Annotated in this window: 21 protein-coding genes; 9 read left to right on the plus strand and 12 right to left on the minus strand. The window is 70.0% G+C overall.

The window, feature by feature from the left end:
* Positions 1 to 140: 140 nt before the first annotated feature.
* The 7 genes from MKK82_RS26130 to MKK82_RS26160 all read left to right on the plus strand — a co-directional run bounded on the left by MKK82_RS26130 (position 141) and on the right by MKK82_RS26160 (position 6,261).
* Entirely contained in the window at positions 141 to 545 is a 405-nt protein-coding gene (locus MKK82_RS26130) for a hypothetical protein (protein WP_147724553.1), read from the plus strand.
* A 62-nt stretch (positions 546 to 607) separates the two neighbouring features.
* Complete coding sequence (locus tag MKK82_RS26135; RefSeq protein ID WP_058191656.1) at positions 608 to 1,387, plus strand: metallophosphoesterase; 780 nt, start codon at positions 608 to 610, stop codon at positions 1,385 to 1,387.
* A 46-nt stretch (positions 1,388 to 1,433) separates the two neighbouring features.
* Complete coding sequence (locus MKK82_RS26140) at positions 1,434 to 1,721, plus strand: hypothetical protein (RefSeq protein WP_058191657.1); 288 nt, start codon at positions 1,434 to 1,436, stop codon at positions 1,719 to 1,721.
* Between the two features lie 67 nt (positions 1,722 to 1,788).
* Positions 1,789 to 3,570 (plus strand): AAA family ATPase, encoded by a 1,782-nt coding sequence (locus tag MKK82_RS26145; RefSeq protein WP_243987285.1) that lies wholly within the window; start codon positions 1,789 to 1,791, stop codon positions 3,568 to 3,570.
* Between the two features lie 63 nt (positions 3,571 to 3,633).
* Positions 3,634 to 4,641 carry a hypothetical protein gene (locus tag MKK82_RS26150; protein WP_058191658.1) on the plus strand — a complete coding sequence of 336 codons (1,008 nt, stop codon included), beginning with the start codon at positions 3,634 to 3,636 and terminating at the stop codon, positions 4,639 to 4,641.
* 53 nt (positions 4,642 to 4,694) lie between these two features.
* Positions 4,695 to 5,501, plus strand: a complete 807-nt coding sequence (locus MKK82_RS26155; RefSeq protein ID WP_058191659.1) for a 3'-5' exonuclease — start codon at positions 4,695 to 4,697, stop codon at positions 5,499 to 5,501.
* 214 nt (positions 5,502 to 5,715) lie between these two features.
* Positions 5,716 to 6,261, plus strand: a complete 546-nt coding sequence (locus tag MKK82_RS26160; RefSeq protein ID WP_058191660.1) for a metallophosphoesterase — start codon at positions 5,716 to 5,718, stop codon at positions 6,259 to 6,261.
* Positions 6,262 to 6,317: 56 nt separating this feature from the next.
* Here the strand turns inward: MKK82_RS26160 and MKK82_RS26165 are convergent, their stop codons facing one another.
* The 3 genes from MKK82_RS26165 to MKK82_RS26175 form a co-directional block, all read right to left on the minus strand.
* Entirely contained in the window at positions 6,318 to 7,019 is a 702-nt protein-coding gene (locus MKK82_RS26165; protein ID WP_058191661.1) for a hypothetical protein, read from the minus strand.
* A 213-nt stretch (positions 7,020 to 7,232) separates the two neighbouring features.
* The gene (locus MKK82_RS26170) at positions 7,233 to 7,385 is read right to left on the minus strand and encodes a hypothetical protein (RefSeq protein WP_160329318.1); all 153 of its coding nucleotides are present in this window, start codon (positions 7,383 to 7,385) and stop codon (positions 7,233 to 7,235) included.
* Positions 7,386 to 7,523: 138 nt separating this feature from the next.
* Positions 7,524 to 9,911, minus strand: coding sequence for a heavy metal translocating P-type ATPase (locus MKK82_RS26175; protein ID WP_279603294.1), 2,388 nt, complete (start codon positions 9,909 to 9,911; stop codon positions 7,524 to 7,526).
* Between the two features lie 76 nt (positions 9,912 to 9,987).
* On the opposite strand from MKK82_RS26175, the gene cueR reads away from it, so the two are divergent.
* Positions 9,988 to 10,461 (plus strand): Cu(I)-responsive transcriptional regulator, encoded by a 474-nt coding sequence (cueR, locus tag MKK82_RS26180; RefSeq protein ID WP_082643195.1) that lies wholly within the window; start codon positions 9,988 to 9,990, stop codon positions 10,459 to 10,461.
* 72 nt (positions 10,462 to 10,533) lie between these two features.
* On the opposite strand, the gene MKK82_RS26185 is transcribed toward cueR, so the two are convergent.
* From MKK82_RS26185 to MKK82_RS26200, 4 genes are all read right to left on the minus strand, one after another.
* Positions 10,534 to 11,268 (minus strand): DUF4396 domain-containing protein, encoded by a 735-nt coding sequence (locus MKK82_RS26185; RefSeq protein WP_058191663.1) that lies wholly within the window; start codon positions 11,266 to 11,268, stop codon positions 10,534 to 10,536.
* A gap of 96 nt (positions 11,269 to 11,364) precedes the next feature.
* Positions 11,365 to 12,198: a hypothetical protein gene (locus MKK82_RS26190; RefSeq protein WP_058191664.1), complete on the minus strand. Its 834-nt coding sequence runs from the start codon at positions 12,196 to 12,198 to the stop codon at positions 11,365 to 11,367.
* Between the two features lie 11 nt (positions 12,199 to 12,209).
* The gene (locus tag MKK82_RS26195; protein ID WP_058191665.1) at positions 12,210 to 13,556 is read right to left on the minus strand and encodes a hypothetical protein; all 1,347 of its coding nucleotides are present in this window, start codon (positions 13,554 to 13,556) and stop codon (positions 12,210 to 12,212) included.
* A 154-nt stretch (positions 13,557 to 13,710) separates the two neighbouring features.
* The gene (locus MKK82_RS26200; protein ID WP_058191666.1) at positions 13,711 to 14,013 is read right to left on the minus strand and encodes a metal-sensitive transcriptional regulator; all 303 of its coding nucleotides are present in this window, start codon (positions 14,011 to 14,013) and stop codon (positions 13,711 to 13,713) included.
* Positions 14,014 to 14,179: 166 nt separating this feature from the next.
* Between MKK82_RS26200 and MKK82_RS26205 the strand changes: the two genes are divergently transcribed.
* Positions 14,180 to 14,512, plus strand: coding sequence for a four-helix bundle copper-binding protein (locus MKK82_RS26205; RefSeq protein WP_058191814.1), 333 nt, complete (start codon positions 14,180 to 14,182; stop codon positions 14,510 to 14,512).
* A 240-nt stretch (positions 14,513 to 14,752) separates the two neighbouring features.
* Here MKK82_RS26205 and MKK82_RS26210 read toward each other — a convergent pair whose 3' ends face one another.
* The 5 genes from MKK82_RS26210 to MKK82_RS26230 all read right to left on the minus strand — a co-directional run bounded on the left by MKK82_RS26210 (position 14,753) and on the right by MKK82_RS26230 (position 20,405).
* Entirely contained in the window at positions 14,753 to 16,675 is a 1,923-nt protein-coding gene (locus tag MKK82_RS26210) for a hypothetical protein (protein ID WP_058191667.1), read from the minus strand.
* Between the two features lie 8 nt (positions 16,676 to 16,683).
* Positions 16,684 to 18,663 (minus strand): hypothetical protein, encoded by a 1,980-nt coding sequence (locus MKK82_RS26215; protein ID WP_243987286.1) that lies wholly within the window; start codon positions 18,661 to 18,663, stop codon positions 16,684 to 16,686.
* On the minus strand, positions 18,660 to 19,298 hold the full coding sequence (locus MKK82_RS26220) for a hypothetical protein (RefSeq protein WP_058191669.1): 639 nt from the start codon (positions 19,296 to 19,298) through the stop codon (positions 18,660 to 18,662). The genes MKK82_RS26215 and MKK82_RS26220 overlap by 4 nt, the downstream gene beginning before the upstream one ends.
* A 439-nt stretch (positions 19,299 to 19,737) precedes the next feature.
* The gene (locus MKK82_RS26225) at positions 19,738 to 19,965 is read right to left on the minus strand and encodes a GDCCVxC domain-containing (seleno)protein (RefSeq protein WP_058191670.1); all 228 of its coding nucleotides are present in this window, start codon (positions 19,963 to 19,965) and stop codon (positions 19,738 to 19,740) included.
* Between the two features lie 5 nt (positions 19,966 to 19,970).
* Positions 19,971 to 20,405 (minus strand): mercuric transporter MerT family protein, encoded by a 435-nt coding sequence (locus tag MKK82_RS26230; protein WP_082643216.1) that lies wholly within the window; start codon positions 20,403 to 20,405, stop codon positions 19,971 to 19,973.
* Between the last annotated feature and the right edge of the window lie 12 nt (positions 20,406 to 20,417).

Raw genomic sequence — 20,417 nt, forward strand, 5'->3', positions numbered from 1 at the left:
CGCAAACCTTCCCATCACCTCCGGAGATACCGAGCATGAGCCGTGAAAGGCTTGGGCGTGACCGTGCATGTCCACCGTCGAGAACCGACCCACCCCGCGCCGACCGGGACCCGGCGCGACACACGGCTGCAACGCCCCTGTTGCGCCTCTGGCGGGTCGTCGCACCCCGCGCCCTCGGCCCCGCCACGGCGCGGTCCCTGCGCCTGGTCCTCGGCGGCATCGAACCGCCCTTCGGGCGCCGGCACTGGGACGCCGTGATGCGTGGGGACCCCGCAGCGATGGCGCGGGTCTCCATCACCGCCCTGCGCGTGGGTGGCCCGGCAGGTGCCGGTGCGGACGCGGTCGCCAGCGCCCTGCTGATGCGGGCCCTGGCGGGTGACCGAACCGCCCCGGCGATCCTGGCCGGCGCGCTGCGGAAGCTCGCGCGTCTCCGCCCGGACGACACCCATCTCCCCGTGCTCGCGGAGCAGTGGACGGCGTGGTCGCCCCGCGTTCCCGGGCCGAACCCCTACGACCCGGGTCGCCATCGCGAAGCCCACGCCTGAGCCATCCGCCCGTCGCGACCGCGCGGCCGCCGATACGGGAACTTCCGCACGAGGATCGAACCATGCGCATCTGGATCCTGTCTGATCTGCACCTCGACATCGGGCGGAAGCCCTGGAGCCCTCCCGACATCCCCGATGCGGACGTGGCCGTGATCGCCGGGGACGTGTGCCAAGGCCTTCCCGAGGCGATCGGGTGGGCCGCGCGCACCATCGGGCCGCACATGCCGGTCGTGATGACCGCGGGCAACCACGAGTTCTACAATCGGGTCCACGACATCGAGCTCGCCCGTGGACGCGAGGCCGCCGCGGCCGCCGGCGTCCACTTCCTCGAAGACGGGGTCATCGAGCTCAATGGCGTGCACTTTTGCGGTTCCACCCTGTGGACCGACTATGCCCTCGACGGCGTCGGCCGCCGCGCGGTCGCGATGGAGGCGGCGCGCCGAGGCCTCAACGACCATCGCCGCATCACCGCGACGTTGCATCCCGAGTGGCGTCGCTTCCGTCCGGAGGAGGCGCTCTCGATTCACCGGGCGTCGCGGCGTTTCCTCGACGGCGCGCTCGATGGAGATGCGAACGGTTCGCCGCACGTCGTGGTCACGCATCACGGTCCCGCTCCCGCGTCCGTCCACCCGGCCTTCGAAGGTGATCCGTTGAACCCGGCCTTCGTCTCCGACCTCCGCGAGCTGATCGAGGCGCGGCGTCCGGCGCTCTGGGTCCACGGGCACGTCCATGCCAACCGCGATCACACGGTCGGCACGACCCGGATCGTGTGCAACCCGCACGGCTACCCCTCCGAGAATCCGGGCTTTCGCGACGATCTCGTGATCGAGGTCGGGTCCTGAGGCGGCCCGCCCTCCGGAGCATGGCCGATAAGCCGGGGGCGAAGCGATGACGGCCTACCTGCCCGACGACCTCCCCGAGCGAATCGCCGCCCTGCGCATCCTGGTCTCGCGCCTCGAACGCGTGGCGGCCGGCGCCTCGCCGATCGCGAGGGAGCTGGCATGGGCGCCCCGGCTGGAGGGGTGGGAGGCGGCGTCCCTGCCTTCGCCGGCCGTCCTCGGCGCGGTCGACGGTCGGGCCGTCATCACCGGCAGGATGTGGGCGCTCGATCCGCGGCTGGCATGGGCACTGACCGAGGAAGGCTGGGTGCGGCTGGGGAGCCGCGCCGATCCCTGAAGGCCGAGCGGCCGGGCACGCCCGACGCGACCGCGAACATCCGAGAGACGATTGGAGGCACCTGCCCTTGAGCGCACCCACCGTTCCGCCGAAACTCGCCCGCCGCATCGTCCTGCGTCACCTGCCGCGCCTCCTGCGGGCCGGGTTGGACGAGGACGGGATCTTCGGCCGCGTCCCGGTCGCGCTGGCGCTGGACGCCGGCGCGCTCGATGCCGGCCTCGGCGGAGCCTTGGCCCATTGGGCCGAGCAGGGTCCGATCCAGAATTGGCCGGACCATCCGGCCCCGGACGACGAGGAAGCCGGTGCACCCCGGGGTCCCCGGGCGATCCTCGGCCGCTTCCTCCGTCGGACGCGTCGCCGGTCCCTCGCGCCGGCCCCCGGGGGCCGCCAGCCGGACGTGAGCGCCGAGGTCGTCGCGCTCCTCGACCGTTTCTCGGCCGGGAACGACTGCATGGCCGCGCGCGAGATCGCCGATGCGGTCCTGATCCTGTCCACGCCCCCGACGAACCGGACCGTCGCCACCCGTCTCGCGGCGGCGGCATGGCGCGACCTGGAGCGCGTCGACGAGACCGCCGCGATCCTGCGCGTCATGGATCTCGCCGCCGCGTTCGACGACGACGACGACGACTTCGTGCAGGCCGATGCCGGTCGCCTGCCCGCCGCCTCGGACGGGGAAGCGGCGGATGCGCTCCGTCGGGCCTGGCACGAGGCGGTGGACGCGGCCATGGTAGAGGTTCGCGTCCAGGTCAACGCGCTGGCGCTCGGCCTTTCCGCCATCGCCGTCGGCGAGGCGCCCCGCCATCACGGGAACGAGCGCATCGGGGGCGTCGCGCTGCGGTTCGGCGAGGACGCGCTCCAGCCCGTCGAGCGTCGCGCGCGCGCCGCCGAGCGCAAGCGCCTGGATCGCGAGGCGACCGTCAGGTCGAGCCGGCTCGATGCCCTCAAGGGCAAGGAAGCGGAGCCCGACGAGGACGTCGGCGTGCCCGACGGCCACGTCCTGGTCTGCCGCGCCCTCGGCACCACCGGCAGCGGAAAGGGCAAGGACGTCACCAAGGGCTACGAGAAGGCCATCGGACGCCCGCTGCCGCTGGTCCGGACCCCCAACCTCGCCGTCGTGAGGAAGGCGCTCCTGGCCGAATTCCCCCAGGCCGGCGATGCCATCGATTTCATCCTGCGCGACCTCGTCGGCCGGACCTACGTCCGCCTCGCCCCCCTGCTGATCCTCGGTCCGCCCGGGAGCGGGAAGTCGCGGTTCGCCAGGAGGCTGGGCGAGACGCTCGGGATCGGCATCCTACGGGTCGACGGCTCGAACGACGGTGGGGCGAGCTTCGGAGGAACGGAGCGGCGGTGGTACTCGTCGGAGCCGTGCCGGCCGTTCATGGCGGTGAACCGGTTCCTCCAGGCGAACCCGTTCGTGCTCGTCGACGAGGTCGACAAGGCGCCGACGCGCAGCGACTACGGACGCCTTTGGGACGGAATAATTTCCTTCCTCGAACCCGAGACGGCCGTCCGGTTCCCGGATCCGTGCGTCCAGGCCGAACTCGACCTATCGTGGGTGTCGGTCGTCGCCACCGCCAACGTGGACTGGACGCTGCCCGCGCCCCTTCTCGACCGGCTGCGCGTGGTCGATTTCGCGATGCCGCGGGCCAGTCACCTCGAAGCCCTCCTGCCGGCGCTCCTCGACCAGGTCGCCGCCGAGCGCGGCCTGGATCCCCGGTGGTTCCCGCCGCTGGATGCCGTCGAGACCATGGCCCTTCGCCGGTCGTGGCGGGGCGGCTCCGTGCGCCGCCTGCGCCGGATGCTGGACGGCGTCCTGCGGGTCAGGGACCGCGCCCGCCTCCATCACTGAGCCCGCTCCCTTGGCCGAAGGCCGAGCCCGATGTCCGTAACCGAAACCGTTTCGAGGGGACGCATGCCGCAGCGACGCGAGAGCGATGACCATGTCCTGCCCCGGGTCTTCCGGGAAGGGCCGCCGGCCTGGAAGAGTCGACGTCGCCCCGACCCCACGTCGGTCGCGAACGCCCGCTTCCCTGCCTCGGTCGGTGCGGCCGGGGGCATGCGGCTATGGATCCTCTCGGACCTCGCGGTCGGCCGGGACGACGACGGCTTCGTCCTTCCGGACCCGCTCCCGCGCTTCGACGCGATGCTGGTCGCCGGCAACGTCGCCGACGACCTCGCCGCATCGCTCGAATGGCTCGCCGCGGCGCTCCACGACCGGCTGAGGGGCCGCCCCGTAATCCTGGTCCCGGGGACCCGCGACTATCGGAGCGAGCTTCCCCCTTCGGAGACCCTGCGGCGCGCCCGGGAAAAGGGAAGCGGCCTCGGCATCGTGGTCCTCGCGGACGAGGCGATCCGGTTGCCCGACGGACGGGGTGCCGCGGTCCACGTGATCGGGGCCACCTTGTGGACGGATTGGTCGTTGAACGGCGCGGTCCATGCCCAGGCGGCGCGCGGATACGCGCGCCATGGCTGGACCGGCGCCTGCGGCCTCCTGGCCGAGGACGGCCGGCCCTGGGGACCGCACGACGCGGCCGGCGCTCATGCCCGATCCCGCGCCTTCATCGAGGATGCGCTCGGCAACGCCGTGTGCCAGCGCCTCGGCTTCGGCACGTCGCCCACGGCCCTGGTGAGCGGGGTCGGACCCGGCGACCGCGTGGTAGTCATGACGCACCACGCCCCGTCCCCGTTCTCGCTGCCTCCCGATTGGGAGGGGTGGTACGGCGATCCCTGGCTGGCGGCTTCCTACGCCACCGACCTGGAGGACGTCATGGACGCCTGGGGCGCACCGGCCCTCTGGGTCCATGGCTGTGTCCCCGCCGCCGTCGACTTCCGCCTCGGGAAGACCCGCGTCGTCGCCAATCCGCGGCCACGCGACGATCGCGGCAAAGCCTTCGATCCAACCCTCGTCGTCGAGGTCTGACGCCGGGGCCGCCCCCTTGACCACGTTCCCTCACGCTGAAGCACGGTGATTCGATGCGCCATGAGACCATGCTCTGCCTCGACGTCGAGACGATCCCGGATCCCGATCTCATCCCCGCGGACTGGCCGCCCGAGAAGTTCGTCCCGAAGGCGATCTGGCACAAGGTCGTCGCGGTATCCTTCGTCGAGGCGTCGATCCTGCCGGGTTCGGCCGGCGGGGAACGCTACGAGGTCCGCTGCTGCCGCAGCGGCGGCGAGGCAGGCTGGGACGAACGCCGCCTTCTCCAGGCCTTCTGGGCGTACTTCGCGTCCCTGCGTCCGAGGGTCGTGAGCTGGAACGGGCGCAGTTTCGATCTGCCGGTCCTGCGCCTGCGCGCGATGATGTACGGCATCGCCGCCGACGCTTGGTTCACCGCGGGCGACCGCTGGAACGGCTACGTCTACCGGTACGCCGCCGACTGGCACTGCGACCTGATGGAGCAGATCTCGGACCATGGCGCCGCGACGAAGCTCGGCATGCAGGACGTCGCGGTCGCCATGGGCCTGCCCGGCAAGCTCGGCGGACACGGCTCGGAGGTGGCCGCGATGGTCCAGCGCGGCGAGTTGGGCGCCGTCCGCGCGTACTGTGAAATCGACGTCGTCAATCTTTTCGCCCTTTACGTCCGCTGGGCGCTGCTGACCGGCAAGACGGACGCCGCTGGCCACAACGCGTCGATGGACAGCCTCGCGGCCTGCCTCGAAGCCGGACGCGCCGAGCGTCGGCACTTCGGCGAGTTCCTCGATCTCTGGCGGCGCTCTGGACGCCCGATGCCGTCGACGGTGCCGGTCGCCCGGTGCAGGACCGAGGCGGCCGTCGCTTAGGCGCCCTGGCCGGCCTTCGCTCGTACGGATGGCGGCCGTTGGAAGATCCAACCCGAGGCTTGGTTCCCCCGGGGACCCTGTTTCGACCACGGCCACACCGTCCGCCTCCGCCGTCGGGTCCCTTCGTGACGGTGCGGTCGCGCACGCCCGATTCCCGGACCTGACCAGGAGGATCGCGCCCCGCGCCCGCCTCCGCTCTCGCGAAAGGTGCAAGATGCCCCGGATCCACTTCACCGCGGACAGCCATTTCGGGCACGCCGGCATCCTTTCCCCGCGAATGCATGCGCCACGCCCGTTCGCCTCAATCGAGGAGCACGACGAGACCCTCGTCGCCTCCTGGAACGCCGTCGTCGGGGCCGAGGACACGGTCTGGCACCTCGGCGACTTCGCGTATCGGTGCAACGAGGCGCACGCCGCGCGGATCTTCGCCCGCCTCAAGGGCCGCAAGTTCCTGGTCCGTGGCAACCACGAGAAGCTCGGGGCCCGGCTCCCATGGGACGCTGACGTCGTCGACGTCGCCAGGGTCCAGGTCCCGCTTCCCGAAGGCGGGACGCAGGGGATCTGGCTCAGCCATTACGCCCACCGGACCTGGCCCCACCTCCATCGAGGCGACATCCATCTCTACGGCCACTCGCACGGCAGCCTGCCTGGGACGGCGGCCAGCACCGACGTCGGCGTCGATTGCTGGGACTGGCAGCCCGTGACGCTAGAACGCATTCTTCATCGCCTTTCCAATGCCGGCAGTGACGGTGCGTCGTGAGTTTGCGCAGCGCCCGCCTTGCACCTGGACGAAATCGGACATCGGAATTGAGAGGCTCACGACAGCGCGCGGACGGCGGTGGCGAAAGCGCATGATTTGGCCCTGTCGGGCAGGCCATCCGTGCACACGGAGGTGTGCGCGTCGAAGCCGGCGGGCCGACATGTCCGCCAAAGGTCGGCAACGTTGCCAGGGGTGAATCCCCCTGCTGCCACGACCGGCTTCGAAACGGCATCGACGACGGCTCGAAGAGCGGGCCAGTCGCTCGTTCGGCCCGAGCACCCGAACCTGTCGGGTGTGTCCGCCTCGGTGATGGTGTCTGTCGTGAACCAATCGGCTACGGCTGCGTAGCGCCTCGCTTCCTCGACGGGGTCGTATGTCGTGAGCGAATTCCGCGCGACCGGTATGCCGACGGGGACCATGACCCCTCCGACCAGTCCGGACGCCTTGACCGCCATCAGCGTGCCGACGTCGCGTTCCGCGCTCGCCATGAAGATGTCCGGGCGCAGGGCGTCGAGCAAGGCCATCATGCGCGCCGCGTCCGTGCTGGGATGCAACAGGAACACTGAAATTATGCCGAGGCTCGACAGCCTCCTGGTCATGGCGGCGCCGGCCTCGGCTGCGCGCGAGAGGTCATCGTGCGAAGCCTTGGCGAGGTTGACCTTCCAACCGACATGGTCCGGCTCGGCATGCAGGAAGCCGTCCAGGTTCGAGGGTGCCAGCTTCTTGCAGTAGAGCTGAACCAGCGGCGATCCGGTCAACGCCTTCCCGTCGGTTCGGGAGCGCGCGCCGGCATCCCAGGGGCGGGCGATGGGGTAAGCCGGCTTCCGAGCTCATAGCCGACCACGTAGTCGCGGTCGCTCGAAAGGCGCGGCGTCCCGCGCCTGCCGTCGTCTATGCCTTGTCCCCGCCTGGAGCTGGGGCTGGAGGCAGCGAAGGCCTGCGAAAGCTGCTGGTGCCTGGTCATTTCGCTCTCAGAATCCCTCACGGTCGAAGATCGTCGCGAATCCGTTGTTGTGCAGGTAGCGTAGCACGCGGCTCCGGGCCGTATCGAAAACGCCGACCGGGCTTTCGTAGTCCTTGCGCGAGTAACTCCTGGCGTAGGGCGTCTCGTGCAGGAAGCCCATCAGGCCGGCGTTAAGATAGGGCGTAGCGTTCGTCCGATCCGGGTCCCGACGCCCCGAAGCCGAACGGCAGGTCGAGGCGGAACGCGGTGAAACCGTTCCGCCTCGACGATCCAGGCGCAACCCTGGAAACGGCGTTCCCTAAAGGCGCACAGCACGCAGTCGCAGCGCATTCCCAATCACGCTGACGGAAGACAGCGACATCGCCGCCGCGGCGATGATGGGCGATAGCAGCAGGCCGAAGGTCGGGTAGAGCACCCCGGCGGCAATCGGGATGCCGGCGGCGTTGTAAGCGAAGGCGAAGAACAGGTTCTGCCGGATGTTGCCCAACACGGCGCGCGAAAGCCGACGGGCCCGCACGATCCCCGTCAGGTCCCCTTTTAGAAGCGTGATCCCGGCGCTCTCGATGGCGACGTCCGTACCGGTCCCCATGGCGATGCCGACATCCGCCGAGGCCAGGGCGGGCGCGTCGTTGACCCCGTCACCGGCCATGGCGACGACCTGACCCGCCGACTTGTGGCGCTCGACCACCGCCGCCTTCCGGTCGGGCAGCACGTCGGCCTCGACCTCGTCGATCCCGAGCTGCCGGGCGACGGCCTCGGCGGTGGTGCGGTTGTCGCCGGTCAGCATGACCACGCGGATGCCCTCCGCCTTGAGGCCGGCCAGGGCCTCGGCGGTGGTCGCCTTCACCGGGTCCGCGATGGCGATGACGCCGGCCACCCGCCCGTCGATGGCGGCGAAGATCGCCGTGGCCCCGTCCCGGCGCAGCTCGTCCGCCACGGCATCGAGATCCGCCGTCTCGACCTTCTCCCCGGCGAGGAAGTTTGCGTTGCCGAGCAGGATGCGGCGTCCCTCGACGGTCCCGAGGGCGCCCTTGCCGGTGGGGGAGTTGAACTCCGACACCGCAGGAATCGTGATTTTCCGTTTTTCCGCCGCCGCTACGATGGCGACCGCCAGCGGATGCTCGCTCGACCGTTCGACGCCGGCCGACAGCCCCAAGATCTCCTCCTCCGAAAAGCCGTCTGCCGGGACGATCCGAGTCACCGTCGGTTTGCCCTCGGTGAGGGTGCCGGTCTTGTCCACGACGAGGGTCGTGACCCTCTCCATGCGCTCCAGGGCCTCGGCGCTCTTGATCAGGACACCGACCCCGGCACCGCGACCGACGCCGACCATGATCGACATCGGCGTGGCCAGCCCCAGGGCGCAGGGACAGGCGATGATGAGGACTGCGACCGCCGCCACGAGCGCGTAGGTGAACCGGGGCTCCGGCCCCAAAACCATCCAGGCCACGAAGGCGAGGACCGCGACCCCGATGACGACGGGGACGAACCAGCCCGCGACTTGGTCGGCGAGGCGCTGGATCGGGGCCCGGCTGCGCTGGGCCTCGGCCACCATCTGGACGATGCGGGCGAGCATGGTGTCCCGCCCGACCTTGCGGGCCTCGATCACGAGCGCCCCGGACTGGTTGATGCTGCCGCCGACGACGGTCGCGCCGGCCTCCTTGGTCACCGGCATCGACTCCCCCGTTATCAGGGACTCATCGACCGAACTCCGGCCCTCGACAACGGCCCCGTCGACCGGCACCTTCTCGCCGGGACGCACGCGCAGGCGGTCTCCCACAACGATGTCCTCAAGCCGGACCTCCTCGTCGGTCCCGTTGGCCTTGAGCCGGCGCGCGGCCTTCGGCGTTAGGTCGAGGAGCGCCCGCAACGCGCCGCCTGTGCTCTCGCGAGCCCGGAGTTCCAGCACCTGCCCGAGGAGGACAAGCACAGTGATGACGGCGGCCGCCTCGAAGTAAGCGGGCACGGCCCCGCCATGGCCGCGCAGGGCTTCCGGGAACAGGCTCGGCGCCAGGGTGGCCACCACGGAGTAGGCCCAGGCCACACCGGTGCCGAGCGCGACCAGCGTGAACATGTTGAGCGACCGCAGGACCACCGATTGGTAGCCACGCACGAAGAACGGCCACCCGGCCCAGAGCACCACGGGGGTGGCCAGGGCGAACTGGATCCAGTTGGAGTTCTGCTGGCCGATCCTCTCGGTCAGGCCGGTGAGGTGCCCGCCCATCTCCAGGACGAACACCGGCAGCGTCAGGACCAGCCCGGCCCAGAACCGTCGGCTCATGTCGACGAGTTCCTCGTTGGGGCCGTCGTCCAGACTCACCGTCTCCGGTTCAAGGGCCATGCCGCAGATCGGACAGGATCCCGGGCCGACCTGTCGGATCTGCGGGTGCATTGGGCAGGTGTAGGTGGTGCCCTCGGGGACCGGCTTGGCCTTCGTCGCCGCACTCGCCGGATCGATGTAGCGGGCAGGCTCCGCCTCGAACTTGGTTCGGCAGCCGTTCGAGCAGAAGTAGTACGGGCGACCGCTATGCTCCGCACGGTGTTTGGCCGTATGCGGGTCGACCGCCATGCCGCAGACAGGATCCTTGACCGTCCCAATGCCGGATGCCGGCTCGGCGTGATGGCCATGCGCGTGGCCGTGCCCGGCATGGTCGTTCGCGGGGACTTTCGGTGCGGTGCCGTGAGCCATTTTCCTGTTTCCGTCCGTCGGTGTTGCCTATCGGTGTGGGGCTTCCCACTATGGGAAGGTCAACACGGGGATCGTCATGAACATCGGGCAGGCAGCGGAGGCGTCGGGCGTCTCGGCCAAGATGATCCGGCACTACGAGAGCATCGGCCTCGTGCCTCGGGTCGACCGTCAGGACAGCGGCTACCGTGATTACGGCCCGGAGGACGTCCACCGGCTCGGCTTCGTCCGCCGGTCGCGGGACTTGGGCTTTTCCCTCGAACGCATCCGGGTGCTCTTGGGGCTGTGGGGTGACCCCAGCCGCACTAGCGCCGAGGTGAAGGCTTTGGCCTTGACCCACATCAACGAACTCGAAGAAAAGGCCCGCCACCTTCAGGAGATGGCGACCGTCCTGCGTGGCCTCAGCCTCGCCTGCGACGGAGACGAACGACCCGACTGCCCCATCATCGCCAGCCTGGAGACCGCCCAGAAGGTGCCGACCGGACAGGTCGGTCACAACTCCTTGCTGAAGGCGCCGATGCGCAAGCGACGGGCACGGACCACAGGCGCATAGGGTGGGCTGCGCTTCGGGACGACCCATCCCACGCCCTGAAGCCTGCAAGAAACCCGGAGCGGTTCATCCCGGCTACATCCGCTCCTTGATGCCGGCATTGATGAGCCACCAGTTCACCGGGTAGCTCGTGACGAAGCCGGCTATCATGGCGATCTGCATCATGAACCAGAACTCGGTCGAGTTCACCGGTGCTTGTCGACCGCCCAGGTTGGGCAATAGGTCGAACTGCGCCCACGCCATGAACCCATACATGCCGACCTGCCAAGCGATGAGGGAAAGCGTGTCGGCCTTGATCGCCGCGACCAGTCCGGCCCCCGGCGATAGACCGCGCATCGGCGCGATGGCGTAATACTGGAACACGATCCCGAGGGCGTAGGCGAATATGAAATCGAGCACCCAGACCGCATAGATCTTCTCGTCGAAGAGCGAGTGCCAGCCGAACCAGACGGCCACGGCCGGGACCAGGAAGGCAAGCCCCTCGGCGGCGACGTCACCCAGCATGCAGCCGCTGCCGCAATGGAGCGCTCCCGTGCCGACCATCACGGGGTATGGGGTCTGCACCTTGCTCGGCATGTCCTCGCCCCGTGCCTTGGCATGGTGCACCGACTCCATCGTGGCGAGGCGACCATAGCGAAAGTAGGCCCAGGTCACGCCGAGCGTTCCGAACAACGCGCAGACCGGCCAGACGACGTTCATCACCGCCATGTGCTGGGGACGCCTGATCACGTCGATGGAGACGATGAGCGAGCAGGCTGCCCCAAGCAGGAGCGCGAGGATGGAAAGCGTGTGAAGCCAGGTCGGGAACATGCGCTGCCTTGCGGGGAATTGAGGCGAAACATACCCCCTAGGGGTAAGGTTCCCTCCAATTCGACACGGCTTCCCTAGCGTGGCGACGGCACCCGGCTACCGCGGCGGATCGAAGGAGTACGGGAAGCTCAACGAGTGTTGGAGACCCGCGGTGACCCGGAAGTCCTGCCGTCGATCTCCGCCGAAACCGACGCCGACGGCCCCGACCAGCACGGTCTGCGGGGTCACGATGTAGCGCGCGCCGATCTCCGCCAGGTTCACCGCCCGGCCCCGCTCGCGGTCGGTCTCGCGGTAGATGTCGGCGACCAGAACCACGCTGTTCGATACCGGTTGGCTGTAGGCGACGCCGACCCGGTAGCGGTCGCGCCGCTCGGCCTCGCGGCCGGTGGTGGGGTCGTAATTGTGGAACCACGAGGCGTTGAAGTGGACCTGCCGCGGGACGTAAGAGTACGGCGACAATCCCTCGGGGTCCGGCGTGCCGACGCTTTTCGTGGCCAGGAACTTCAGCTCGGTCTCGGTGCCGCCGGCGCGCATCCCGTAGGGGGTGTTCACCCCGAGGGCCAACGCCATCGCCGGCAGGAGCAGCCCTTCCTGGTTGAAGTTGTAGAAGCCCTGCGCCCGGAACTCGCCCTGGTCTGTGTCGCTCGCCGTGCCGACCCGGTAGGGCGCCTCGACCGAAAGCTGGAAGTTCTTGAAGGCTCCCCATTCGAGACGGGGCACCGCCATCAGGCTGCCGGCGCCCCGCGGGTCGCGACGCACGCGGTCGTACTGGAAGTAGGACTGAACTTCGAGGCCGTTCTCCTTGATCGGATAGGCGTCCTCGATGGTGATGGGGAGCCCCTCCTCCAGGTTGGAGTGGTCGGCAGCCCGAGCGGGGATGGCCGACAGGGCGAGGAGGGCCGCGAGAGCGGGGAGAGCGTGCTTTGACATGGCGGGTCCCCTCAGCGGACGGCGACGCGGGCCGGGCCGAGGCTCGGCTCGACGGTCATGTCGATGGGCGCCAGGTCCGGGATACGCGCGGCCTTGGCCTTCCAGGCGGAGAGCATGTGCTCGACCATCATGGTCGGGGTCTCGCCGGGTTCAACCGCCCCTGGCATCATCCGCATGCCGGGGGCGACCCGCATGAATGCGTCGTTGAGCGAACCGGGAATCTCCCCGGGTTCGATCCCGAGCCGGCCGTTCTTCATCAACTGCTGCATGATGCCGGCGTGGGCCGCCTTCGAGAGACCGCCGGGGTACATCATGGGCAGCATCTCCATGAGCATCTCCATCATGATCGTGCCCATCGCCCCCATCGGGGACCGCACCCAGGCCGGGTAGGTCCGGGGATCGAAGTCCGGGTGAGGCTCGCGGAAGCGGCGGGTGTAGGCCTCGTCGCCGGGCTGGTAGCCCATGGCCTCGATGACCCGGTACATCTCGGCCCGCTTTTCCTCGACCGACCAGTCGGGATAGGCGAGGATCGAGTAGGCGATGCCGTGGAGCATGTGCAGGTTGTCGAAGATGTTCGCGCTCTCGGGACTCATCCGGGAGTAGCGCGGCATCATCTCGCGCGAGAGCAGCATCCGGCCCGGCCGGTTCGGCATGACCTCCCGGTACATCAGGTCGATGGTCTCGGACATGGCGACCTCCTGGTCGCGGTTGCCCGAGATCATCTGCGTCTCGTAGGCGGCCGGGTGCCACCAGTGGGCGACGTAGAACAGGCTCTGGTCGAGCGGATAGAAGTTCCGGAAGTAGTTGAAGTAGGGCTTCATCATGATGCCCGCACGCCGCATCGTCACCTCAAGCGGCGCGACGCTGCGGGGCACGCCCGGCGTCTGCATGGTGAGGTAGTATTTGACCGCCCGGTCGGTCCAGGCCTTCTTCTCTGACCACGGGATCTCGCGGAACGCCATCACGTCGTAGGTCTGCTCGTGATGCATGTGCGTCCAGTCGATGGTCCGGAACAGCGTGTGCATCGCCCGGTCGACGTAGGACGAGTAATACGGCATCTCAGGCTCGATGGCCGGCGGATCGCGCAGCCATTCCTGCGCCTCCTTGTCGAAGCGGGCGTCGACCGCGGCGTGGTCCTCGAAGCGGGTGAGCTGCAGTAGGTCATGCTGCTTCGAGTGGAAGAAGTGCATCCCGGCGCCGATGCGGTAGGCCTTGTTGAGCCGGTAGTAGAAGGCGAGGTTGTAGGGCCCCTTCAGGAAACTGACCTCGTTCCTCTGCTCGAACGGCAGCGCCCTCGCCGTTCCGCCTACCAGCGTCGCCGCGCCTGCCAGGAAAGACCTTCGCGAGAAATCGACCATGTCCGCCTCCTGGATACCCCTTATGGGTACCCTGCGGAATTCGCGGCGGTCAAAGGGGTATCGGGCGCTTGGTCACGCACCGCGCGTGATTGGTCGTCGGTGTTGCGGAACGGCGACAGGCAGGGATAGCCGCGGCCCTGGCGCGGCGGCCCCGTCAGACGACGCGCGCGATGAGGCTTCCGATCTCGTCGGCCAGCCGCTGGCGTTCCGCCTCGGGCAGGTCTCCGGTCAGCGACGCGGTGATCACGGCGTGCATATGGTCCCGGATCATGTCGGACTGGACGCGGCGCAGCGCCGCGATGACGGCATCGATCTGGTGGGCGACATCGACGCAGTAGCGCCCGGTCTCGATCATCTGCTGGAGACCGCGCACCTGACCTTCGATCCGGCGAAGCCTCGGGAGCTGGGATGCGTGATCGACCGGGATGCCCCCGTGTTCCGCGTCGGAGCCTGCCATTCTGTCGTGCACCTCTGGGGGGCCGCGGCGATGACCGCCCAAGCCCGGAACTATACCCCTGGCGGGTAGATTGCCCCACGGAACCTTCCGTGGCCTCCGCGTGGCCGCCGGGACGTTCCCCTTATAGTGAGGCTTCGACCAACCCCCAAGCGACAGGAGTAACATGATGCATCAGACCAGCCAGGACATGCAGTCTTGCATCGACGAGTGCCTGCGATGCTACCAGACCTGTCTCGGCATGGCCGCGAACCACTGCTTGGTGGCCGGCGGCAAGCACGTCGAGCCGGAGCATTTCCGGCTGATGATGGCCTGTGCCGAGGTCTGCCGGACATCGGCCCACGTCATGCTGGTCGGCGTCGCTGAGCACAGGCACGTCTGCCGGGCCTGTGCCGAGGTCTGCGAGGCGTGCGCGACGAGCTGCGAACGGGTCGGGGACATGCAGGACTGCGTCGACCGCTGCAGGACCTGTGCCGAGAGCTGCAGGAATATGGCGGCGTGAAGCCCGTCCGGCGAGCCCAGTGAATCGGCAACCGACGAAGCGGGCGGCCGTCGGGCGGTTTGCGTCCGAGCTGCGGGACATCCACCGGCCCGGCTCGGCGTTTCGGCTCGCCGGCCGGTCGGCAGGGGGGGCGCAAGTCGCAAGGTAGGCCGCGCCACGCAGCGGCTTGCGTGGACGTAACGCCCGAGCCGGCATCCGGGACGGTCCCGATGCACGGCCCCTGCACGGAGCCCGCACCCGTCATTGCCGCGAAGGCGGCAACCGGCGGCCCTGGATGCGGAAGAGCGCCACGGCGTGCTCCGCCCGGGACCAATCCGGCATGCGATGGTGGAGCGACACCTGCTGCGCGACGGGCGGCTGGCCGCCGCCGCGGTCGAAGAGGTCGAGCACCATCAGGACGCCGAAGGCGACGTTGGTGCCCGAGTAGGAGGCCGCCTGCAGGCCGAACTCGTCGAGCAGGCCGTCCGACGGTCGGTCCGCTAAGGTTCGCTTGAGTTCCGCGACCGTCTTGACCCAGCCCCTGGTGAACAGGATGTCGACGCGTCCCCCGCCGAGGTCGCGCGCCTCCGCCTGGCACACGGCGGCGAGCGGCGATCCCATCAGGAAGTCGTGGAAGTCGTGCTGAAGGGTCCGCTCCAGGGGAGGCGTCACCCCCCGGTCGAATAGGTACCCGATGCGGGGAAGGGAGCTCGCCGATAGGTCGTGGCGCGAGACCGCGAAGAGCGTGGTGTACCAGAGGACGATGTCGAAGAAGTCGGCCGCGTCCCGGTGGCGCGCGTAATGCCCATTCCGAGCCATGCCGGCGGCGACCTCCTCGAAACGATCGGCCACGACCCGGGATACCGTCTCGTCGGTGAGCGCGAGGACGTTCGCCTGTATCCGCGCCAGGGCGCCCGAGCGGACGGGCTCCGGCACGCCGGCCCGTTCGAGCAGCGCGGCGACCGTCGGGCTCCCGGACGCCGCGTCATGAGGGCGGCGGACCGCGGCCCGCTCGCGCGCCGCCGCGACCTCGGCCCTGAGCTGAGCGGCGTCGGCGATCCATGGCGAGCCCGCGTTCTCCAGGATCCAGCGGTCGAGGAAGTCGAGGGCGATCCTCTCCCTTTGCAAGGCACCGACGACGCGGGGCCGCAGGAATGTATCCAGGCCTCCACCGGCCGAGCGCTTGAAGATGCTTCGCGACGCGGCGTAGACCTGGAGGAGCTCGTCCTCGATCACCGCCGCCGCGTTCAGCCAGGGCTGCGACGCGAGGCTCGCGTCGAGGGCGCCCAGTCGCATCGCGAGCAGCGACCAGTGCGTGCGCTCCACCTGCGTCAAGCCGAGCCATGACCGGCTCGCGTCGTCGCGGTCGGGTTGCGGGATGAGCGCCGCGTAGCCGAAGGCCGCGACCCGCACCCCCTCTAGGAGTTCTGCGATCCCCGGGCCGCCCCCTTCCGCGAACCCGACGACGACATCGAGGCACAGGCCGTAGAGTTCCGCATCGATTCGCGCCTCGCTCGTGCGGACGCTCGCGTGGAACCAGCGGCGGGCCTCTCGGAACGCCGCCACCGCCGCCTCCGTCCCGGTCGCGACGAGGCCGGCGCGCAGCGCGTCCAGGCCGAGCTCCATGGCGGCCTCGTCCGCGCAGCCGTCGATGGCCGCGAGGTCGCGCAGCAGGTCGCGCAGGCCGTCGTCCGGCTCGTGGGCCAGCACGGCTCCGGCGATCCTGGCCGCATGCCGCAGGAAGCGCGCGTCCCCGTCACGGTCGAGCTCGATCAGCACCCCCTGCAGCCGACGCAGCAGACCGCGCGCGTCCTGAGCCGTAAGCATCGCCCCGTGCAGGGCATGGGCGCGCACGCCGTAGTGCGCCCCGCGATCCTCGGACCTCCGGACGAACGTCGTCCAGAGCAATCGCCCGTCGTCCCGGGATAGCTGCTGACGACCGAGCCAGCCCACGACCTCCGCCATCAGTCCCGGATCGGCCGTCGCTTCCAGTACGCGCATGGCCGCCTCGCGCCCCTGCTCGGCCTGGGGGTGGGTCCAGAGCCACGCGAACACCCGCGCGCCCTTGGGGCCGTCCGCCGCCTCCTCGGCGGCCGCGCAGAGGCGTTCCCGCCCGAGGGAGGCGAGATCGACGGGAGGGCCCTCGATGACCGTGCGCAGCAGGTCCTTCGCCGTCTCGTCCACCGCCGGCCTCAGAAGAGATAGTCCAGGCCTTCAGCGTGCCGGCATCGCTCGCGAGGCACAACCGCGGTGAGTTCCGGACGCGCGACCGCGCCGACGAGGACCTGGATCCCCGGTGCGTCGGCGACGACGGCCTGCACCCGGGCGAGCAAGGCGGCGAAGTCCGGGGTCGACATCTCCTGGGCGGCCGGGGAGTCGAGGACCAGAAGCCCCGGATGGCGGCCGTAACCCCGCAGCCGCGCCACCTCGACGACGGCCAGCGCGGCGGCGATGCGGACCCGCAGGTTCTCGCCCGGGGAGAGTTGCGAGAACGTCGTCCTGCTCCCGCCCTGATGGACCGAGAGGGCGCCGTGGGGGGCGAGCGTCATGTCGGCGAGGTTCTCGACGCCGATGTCGCGGCAGATGCGCAGCAGCGCGGCCGAGAGGTCCGCGACGGTCTCCCGCTGTAGGCCCTCGAACAACTCCTTCGTGACCGCGGCGGTCGCCCGCAGGACGGGGACATCCGGGGCCTCCGCGGCGGCGGCGCCATCCTCGGGCAGCAGCGAGCGCAGCTCCGCCTCGCGGGCTTCGAGCGCCGCGATGCGCAGTTCGAGGTCCGATTCCTCCGGTTCCGCCAGCCGCGTCCGGACCGAGGCGATCCGCGCCTCCGTCCCGCGCCGGGCCTCTGCGGCAAGGCGCATCCGTCCGTCCTCCGACGCGATCTCAGCCGCGACGCGCCGCGCCGTCGCCCCGCAGTCGGCGACGTCGGCCCTGGCGGCCGCGGCGCGGTCCTCGGTCTCGTCGGCGGCCGGCGTCCCGACGCTGCCGCAGAGCGCGCAGCCCGAGACCTCGGAGGCGGCGTATCGTCCGGGCGCGATCCCGGCCTCGCACGAGGGGCAGCAGACCGGCCGGAGCCTGCGGAAGAGGTGGCCCGCCGCCGCCTCGTCCGTCAGTTGCTGCAGCGCGCTCCTCGCCTCCGCCGAGGCGGCCTCCACCTCGGCTTCCGCCAGGCGCAACGCGCCCAATCGTGCCCGCGCGGCTTCCTCCTCCGCGTGGTGGCGGACGAGATCGACGTCGAGCCGCCCCAGGCTCGCCCGCAACGCCGCGCGGTCGGGTCGCCCTTCCAGGCGCCCGCGCTCCTCCCCGAGTTCGCGCTGCACCGCCGCGAGCCGTTCTCGCAGCCGCTCGTTCGGCCTCTCGGCCTCGGCCTTCTTTTTGGTGGCCTCGGCCTCGGCCTGCTTCAGCGCCGTCTGCGCCGCCGTGTACGTGGAGATCCACGGCAGGCCCATGAAAAGTTGGAGGAGGCGCAGCGGCATCGCGTCGACGACGAGGTCGCCGAAGATCGCCCGGCCGGGACCCGTGACGAACAACCCCGCGGATATGGCCGCCCAGCCATGGGTGTGTCCCGTCCCGGACGGGGCGTTGAAGGCATGGAAGCGCGCGAAGCCGAGTTCCTCCATGAACAGCGCCTCGACCTGCGTTTCCAGTCCGGGACCGGCCGGCCCGTCGTACAGGTCGATCCAGTCGTCGCCCTGGCGGCGCCCCAGGCGGACCCGGGCACGCTCGGCCCGTTCCTCGCCCGGTTCCTTCTCGACGAGGATGCGGAAGCCGACGGCGTCGATGTCGAAGGCCACCTCCAGGGTGCCGATCCAGCGCCAGACGTCCGGCTTGAGCGGTCCCGGGAAGTCGCCTCGGACCGCGGCGCGGACGACGTTGAGGACCGACGACTTGCCCCGCGAATTGCGGTCCGACATCATCGCCCAGAGGCCGCGACCGAGGTCCATCCGCTCGAACGCGAAGGGTCCGTCGGCTCCGGTCCCGTCCTTGGTCCCGGAGAAGGCGACCGAGCGCATCACGAGCGTGCGGGCCCGCGGCAGCGTCGGCCGCGGCTCGATGCCATGCCGGTCCAGGATCGCCTGCACGTCCGGGACGGTCAGGCCTGCGCGGTCCGCGACCGCCCGGACCCACTCGGCCGGCGTGCGCGGGACGGCGGAAGCGGCGCCGTCGGTCATCGTCCACGCGCCTCGACGGCCCGCAGCCGCCGCAGCACCCGGTCCTTGATGGATGGGATGGTGGCGCCGTAGGACGTCGACCCGTACTCCGGGTGACCGTACTGGGCGCCCTTGAGGTCCGAACCGCTGCGGGAGCGAGCGACGCGCATGGCGAGCGCGGCGCGGTCGCGGTACCAGGCCAGGACCGCCTGTTCCCTCACGGCCTCGTCGAGGAACGCGAAGCCCGCGGCCTGCACGATGAACTCGTGGCGCATCCGGTCGGGCGCCAGGCGCCTGCGCACGCAGCGCACGAGCCGCCGGGAGTCCAGGATGGCCAGCGCCGTCTCGATGTTCTGGAACGCCCCCCGGCGCCAACGCACCATGCGGACCAGACGAACGTCCGGCTCGTCGCGGTCGAAGATCGTGCGCACGTCCCGAAGCAGGTCCGCGTGCCCTTCCGCCTCGTACAGGTCCAACAGGTCGTGGGCCAGGTAGTCGGGGTAGCGGACGAGGAAGTCGACGGCCATGAGCCGCTTCTCGCCGACGAAAACACGGGAGCCGTCAGGCGAGCCGCACGGATCGTCCGGGACCTCGCTCCCCGCCGCGAGGATGAAGAGCAGGCGGATCGCGTCGCGGAAGTGATAGCCCTCGGGCATGGGGCCGCCGGGGGCATCGGGCGAACGCGCGGCCGTGGCCGGCCCTCGGGGCCGTTCGTCTTCGGGCAAGCCCGGCGAAGGCCGTTCTACGCGCGCCGCGCGGTCACCCGCGTCGGAGCCCCGCGCCCGCCCGCCGCCGCCAAGCTGATCGCGCACGCTCAGGTCGTTTCGATGTCCGATGCCGGATCCTTGCCCCATCGCGACACATTCGAGCCATCCGCGGGGGATGTCCATCGCGCGAAGGCATAATCAAACGCCGGGAGAGCTCGATGCCATGGCAAGGCGGCCCGGCCCGGGAAGGAACGGCCCGGAGGTCATCGACACGTAATGTCTCGGTTCCAAATCCAGGCGGAAGGTCCGCCACTGGTGGGACGTAACCGTTCGCTCGGCTGAACCTAACAGGATATTTTTCAATTGCGCAGTTCTGCCGGGGTGGTCGCTATGGATCCGGGCGGCAGCGCCCGGGCTGGCCGCTCCCGGCCGCCTCCTGGATCGGCGGACAGGGTAGGTCACCGAAGGAACAGAACACGCAGCAGTCGCCTGCATTCGGGCGCAGGAGCGTGCCGCAGCCGGTGCACTCGTAGAAGAACTGGCAGGCGTCGGTCGGCATCGTCTCCGTCGCCTGTTGGCCGCAGTGCGGGCATGTGAGAGTGGACTGAAGATTCATCCGCCTTACCACACGGCCTTGAGCACCAGAGGCTCAAGGTAGGGTTCCCACACAAGCGCCAGGGCAACCAGCGCCGTCCCAATCCCGAGCACTGCAGCCGCGCGCCGTGGTGGTCCGGAACTGGCACATGGTCCGGCCATGGCGCAGGCCGTTGCCCGGCGACGCAGGAACAGCCCCCAGCCCACGAGGAGGGCCAGTGCGGCCCCGCCGAGCAGGATCGGTCGGATGCTCGCCAACATCGCCAACCCGCCGAACACGGCCCCCGTCGCACCGAGACCGGCGAGCGCCATCGGCAGGGCGCAGCAGGACGATGCCGCCAGAGCCCCCAGCCCGGCGGCCGTGCCCAGTCCGGCGAGCCAACTTCCTGAAGGAGCAGGCAGGCTGTCTCGCGAATGCGAGGCGGGTCGCGCAGGGGTCGCTATGGATGGTGTGTCGATCATGATCGTGCCACT

It is taken from the genome of Methylobacterium sp. E-046, assembly GCF_022829625.1.
GTDB classification, from domain to species: Bacteria; Pseudomonadota; Alphaproteobacteria; order Rhizobiales; family Beijerinckiaceae; genus Methylobacterium; species Methylobacterium longum.

Excerpts from the sequence above, each read along its gene's own strand:
- MKK82_RS26135 (WP_058191656.1), top strand. The coding sequence starts at position 608 with ATGCGCATCTGGATCCTGTCTGATCTGCACCTCGACATCGGGCGGAAG.
- MKK82_RS26140 (WP_058191657.1), top strand. The coding sequence starts at position 1,434 with ATGACGGCCTACCTGCCCGACGACCTCCCCGAGCGAATCGCCGCCCTG.
- MKK82_RS26150 (WP_058191658.1), top strand. The coding sequence starts at position 3,634 with ATGCCGCAGCGACGCGAGAGCGATGACCATGTCCTGCCCCGGGTCTTC.
- MKK82_RS26155 (WP_058191659.1), top strand. The coding sequence starts at position 4,695 with ATGCGCCATGAGACCATGCTCTGCCTCGACGTCGAGACGATCCCGGAT.
- MKK82_RS26160 (WP_058191660.1), top strand. The coding sequence starts at position 5,716 with ATGCCCCGGATCCACTTCACCGCGGACAGCCATTTCGGGCACGCCGGC.
- MKK82_RS26170 (WP_160329318.1), bottom strand. The coding sequence starts at position 7,385 with ATGGGCTTCCTGCACGAGACGCCCTACGCCAGGAGTTACTCGCGCAAG.
- MKK82_RS26175 (WP_279603294.1), bottom strand. The coding sequence starts at position 9,911 with ATGGCTCACGGCACCGCACCGAAAGTCCCCGCGAACGACCATGCCGGG.
- cueR (WP_082643195.1), top strand. The coding sequence starts at position 9,988 with ATGAACATCGGGCAGGCAGCGGAGGCGTCGGGCGTCTCGGCCAAGATG.
- MKK82_RS26185 (WP_058191663.1), bottom strand. The coding sequence starts at position 11,268 with ATGTTCCCGACCTGGCTTCACACGCTTTCCATCCTCGCGCTCCTGCTT.
- MKK82_RS26190 (WP_058191664.1), bottom strand. The coding sequence starts at position 12,198 with ATGTCAAAGCACGCTCTCCCCGCTCTCGCGGCCCTCCTCGCCCTGTCG.
- MKK82_RS26195 (WP_058191665.1), bottom strand. The coding sequence starts at position 13,556 with ATGGTCGATTTCTCGCGAAGGTCTTTCCTGGCAGGCGCGGCGACGCTG.
- MKK82_RS26200 (WP_058191666.1), bottom strand. The coding sequence starts at position 14,013 with ATGGCAGGCTCCGACGCGGAACACGGGGGCATCCCGGTCGATCACGCA.
- MKK82_RS26205 (WP_058191814.1), top strand. The coding sequence starts at position 14,180 with ATGCATCAGACCAGCCAGGACATGCAGTCTTGCATCGACGAGTGCCTG.
- MKK82_RS26215 (WP_243987286.1), bottom strand. The coding sequence starts at position 18,663 with ATGACCGACGGCGCCGCTTCCGCCGTCCCGCGCACGCCGGCCGAGTGG.
- MKK82_RS26220 (WP_058191669.1), bottom strand. The coding sequence starts at position 19,298 with ATGCCCGAGGGCTATCACTTCCGCGACGCGATCCGCCTGCTCTTCATC.
- MKK82_RS26225 (WP_058191670.1), bottom strand. The coding sequence starts at position 19,965 with ATGAATCTTCAGTCCACTCTCACATGCCCGCACTGCGGCCAACAGGCG.
- MKK82_RS26230 (WP_082643216.1), bottom strand. The coding sequence starts at position 20,405 with ATGATCGACACACCATCCATAGCGACCCCTGCGCGACCCGCCTCGCAT.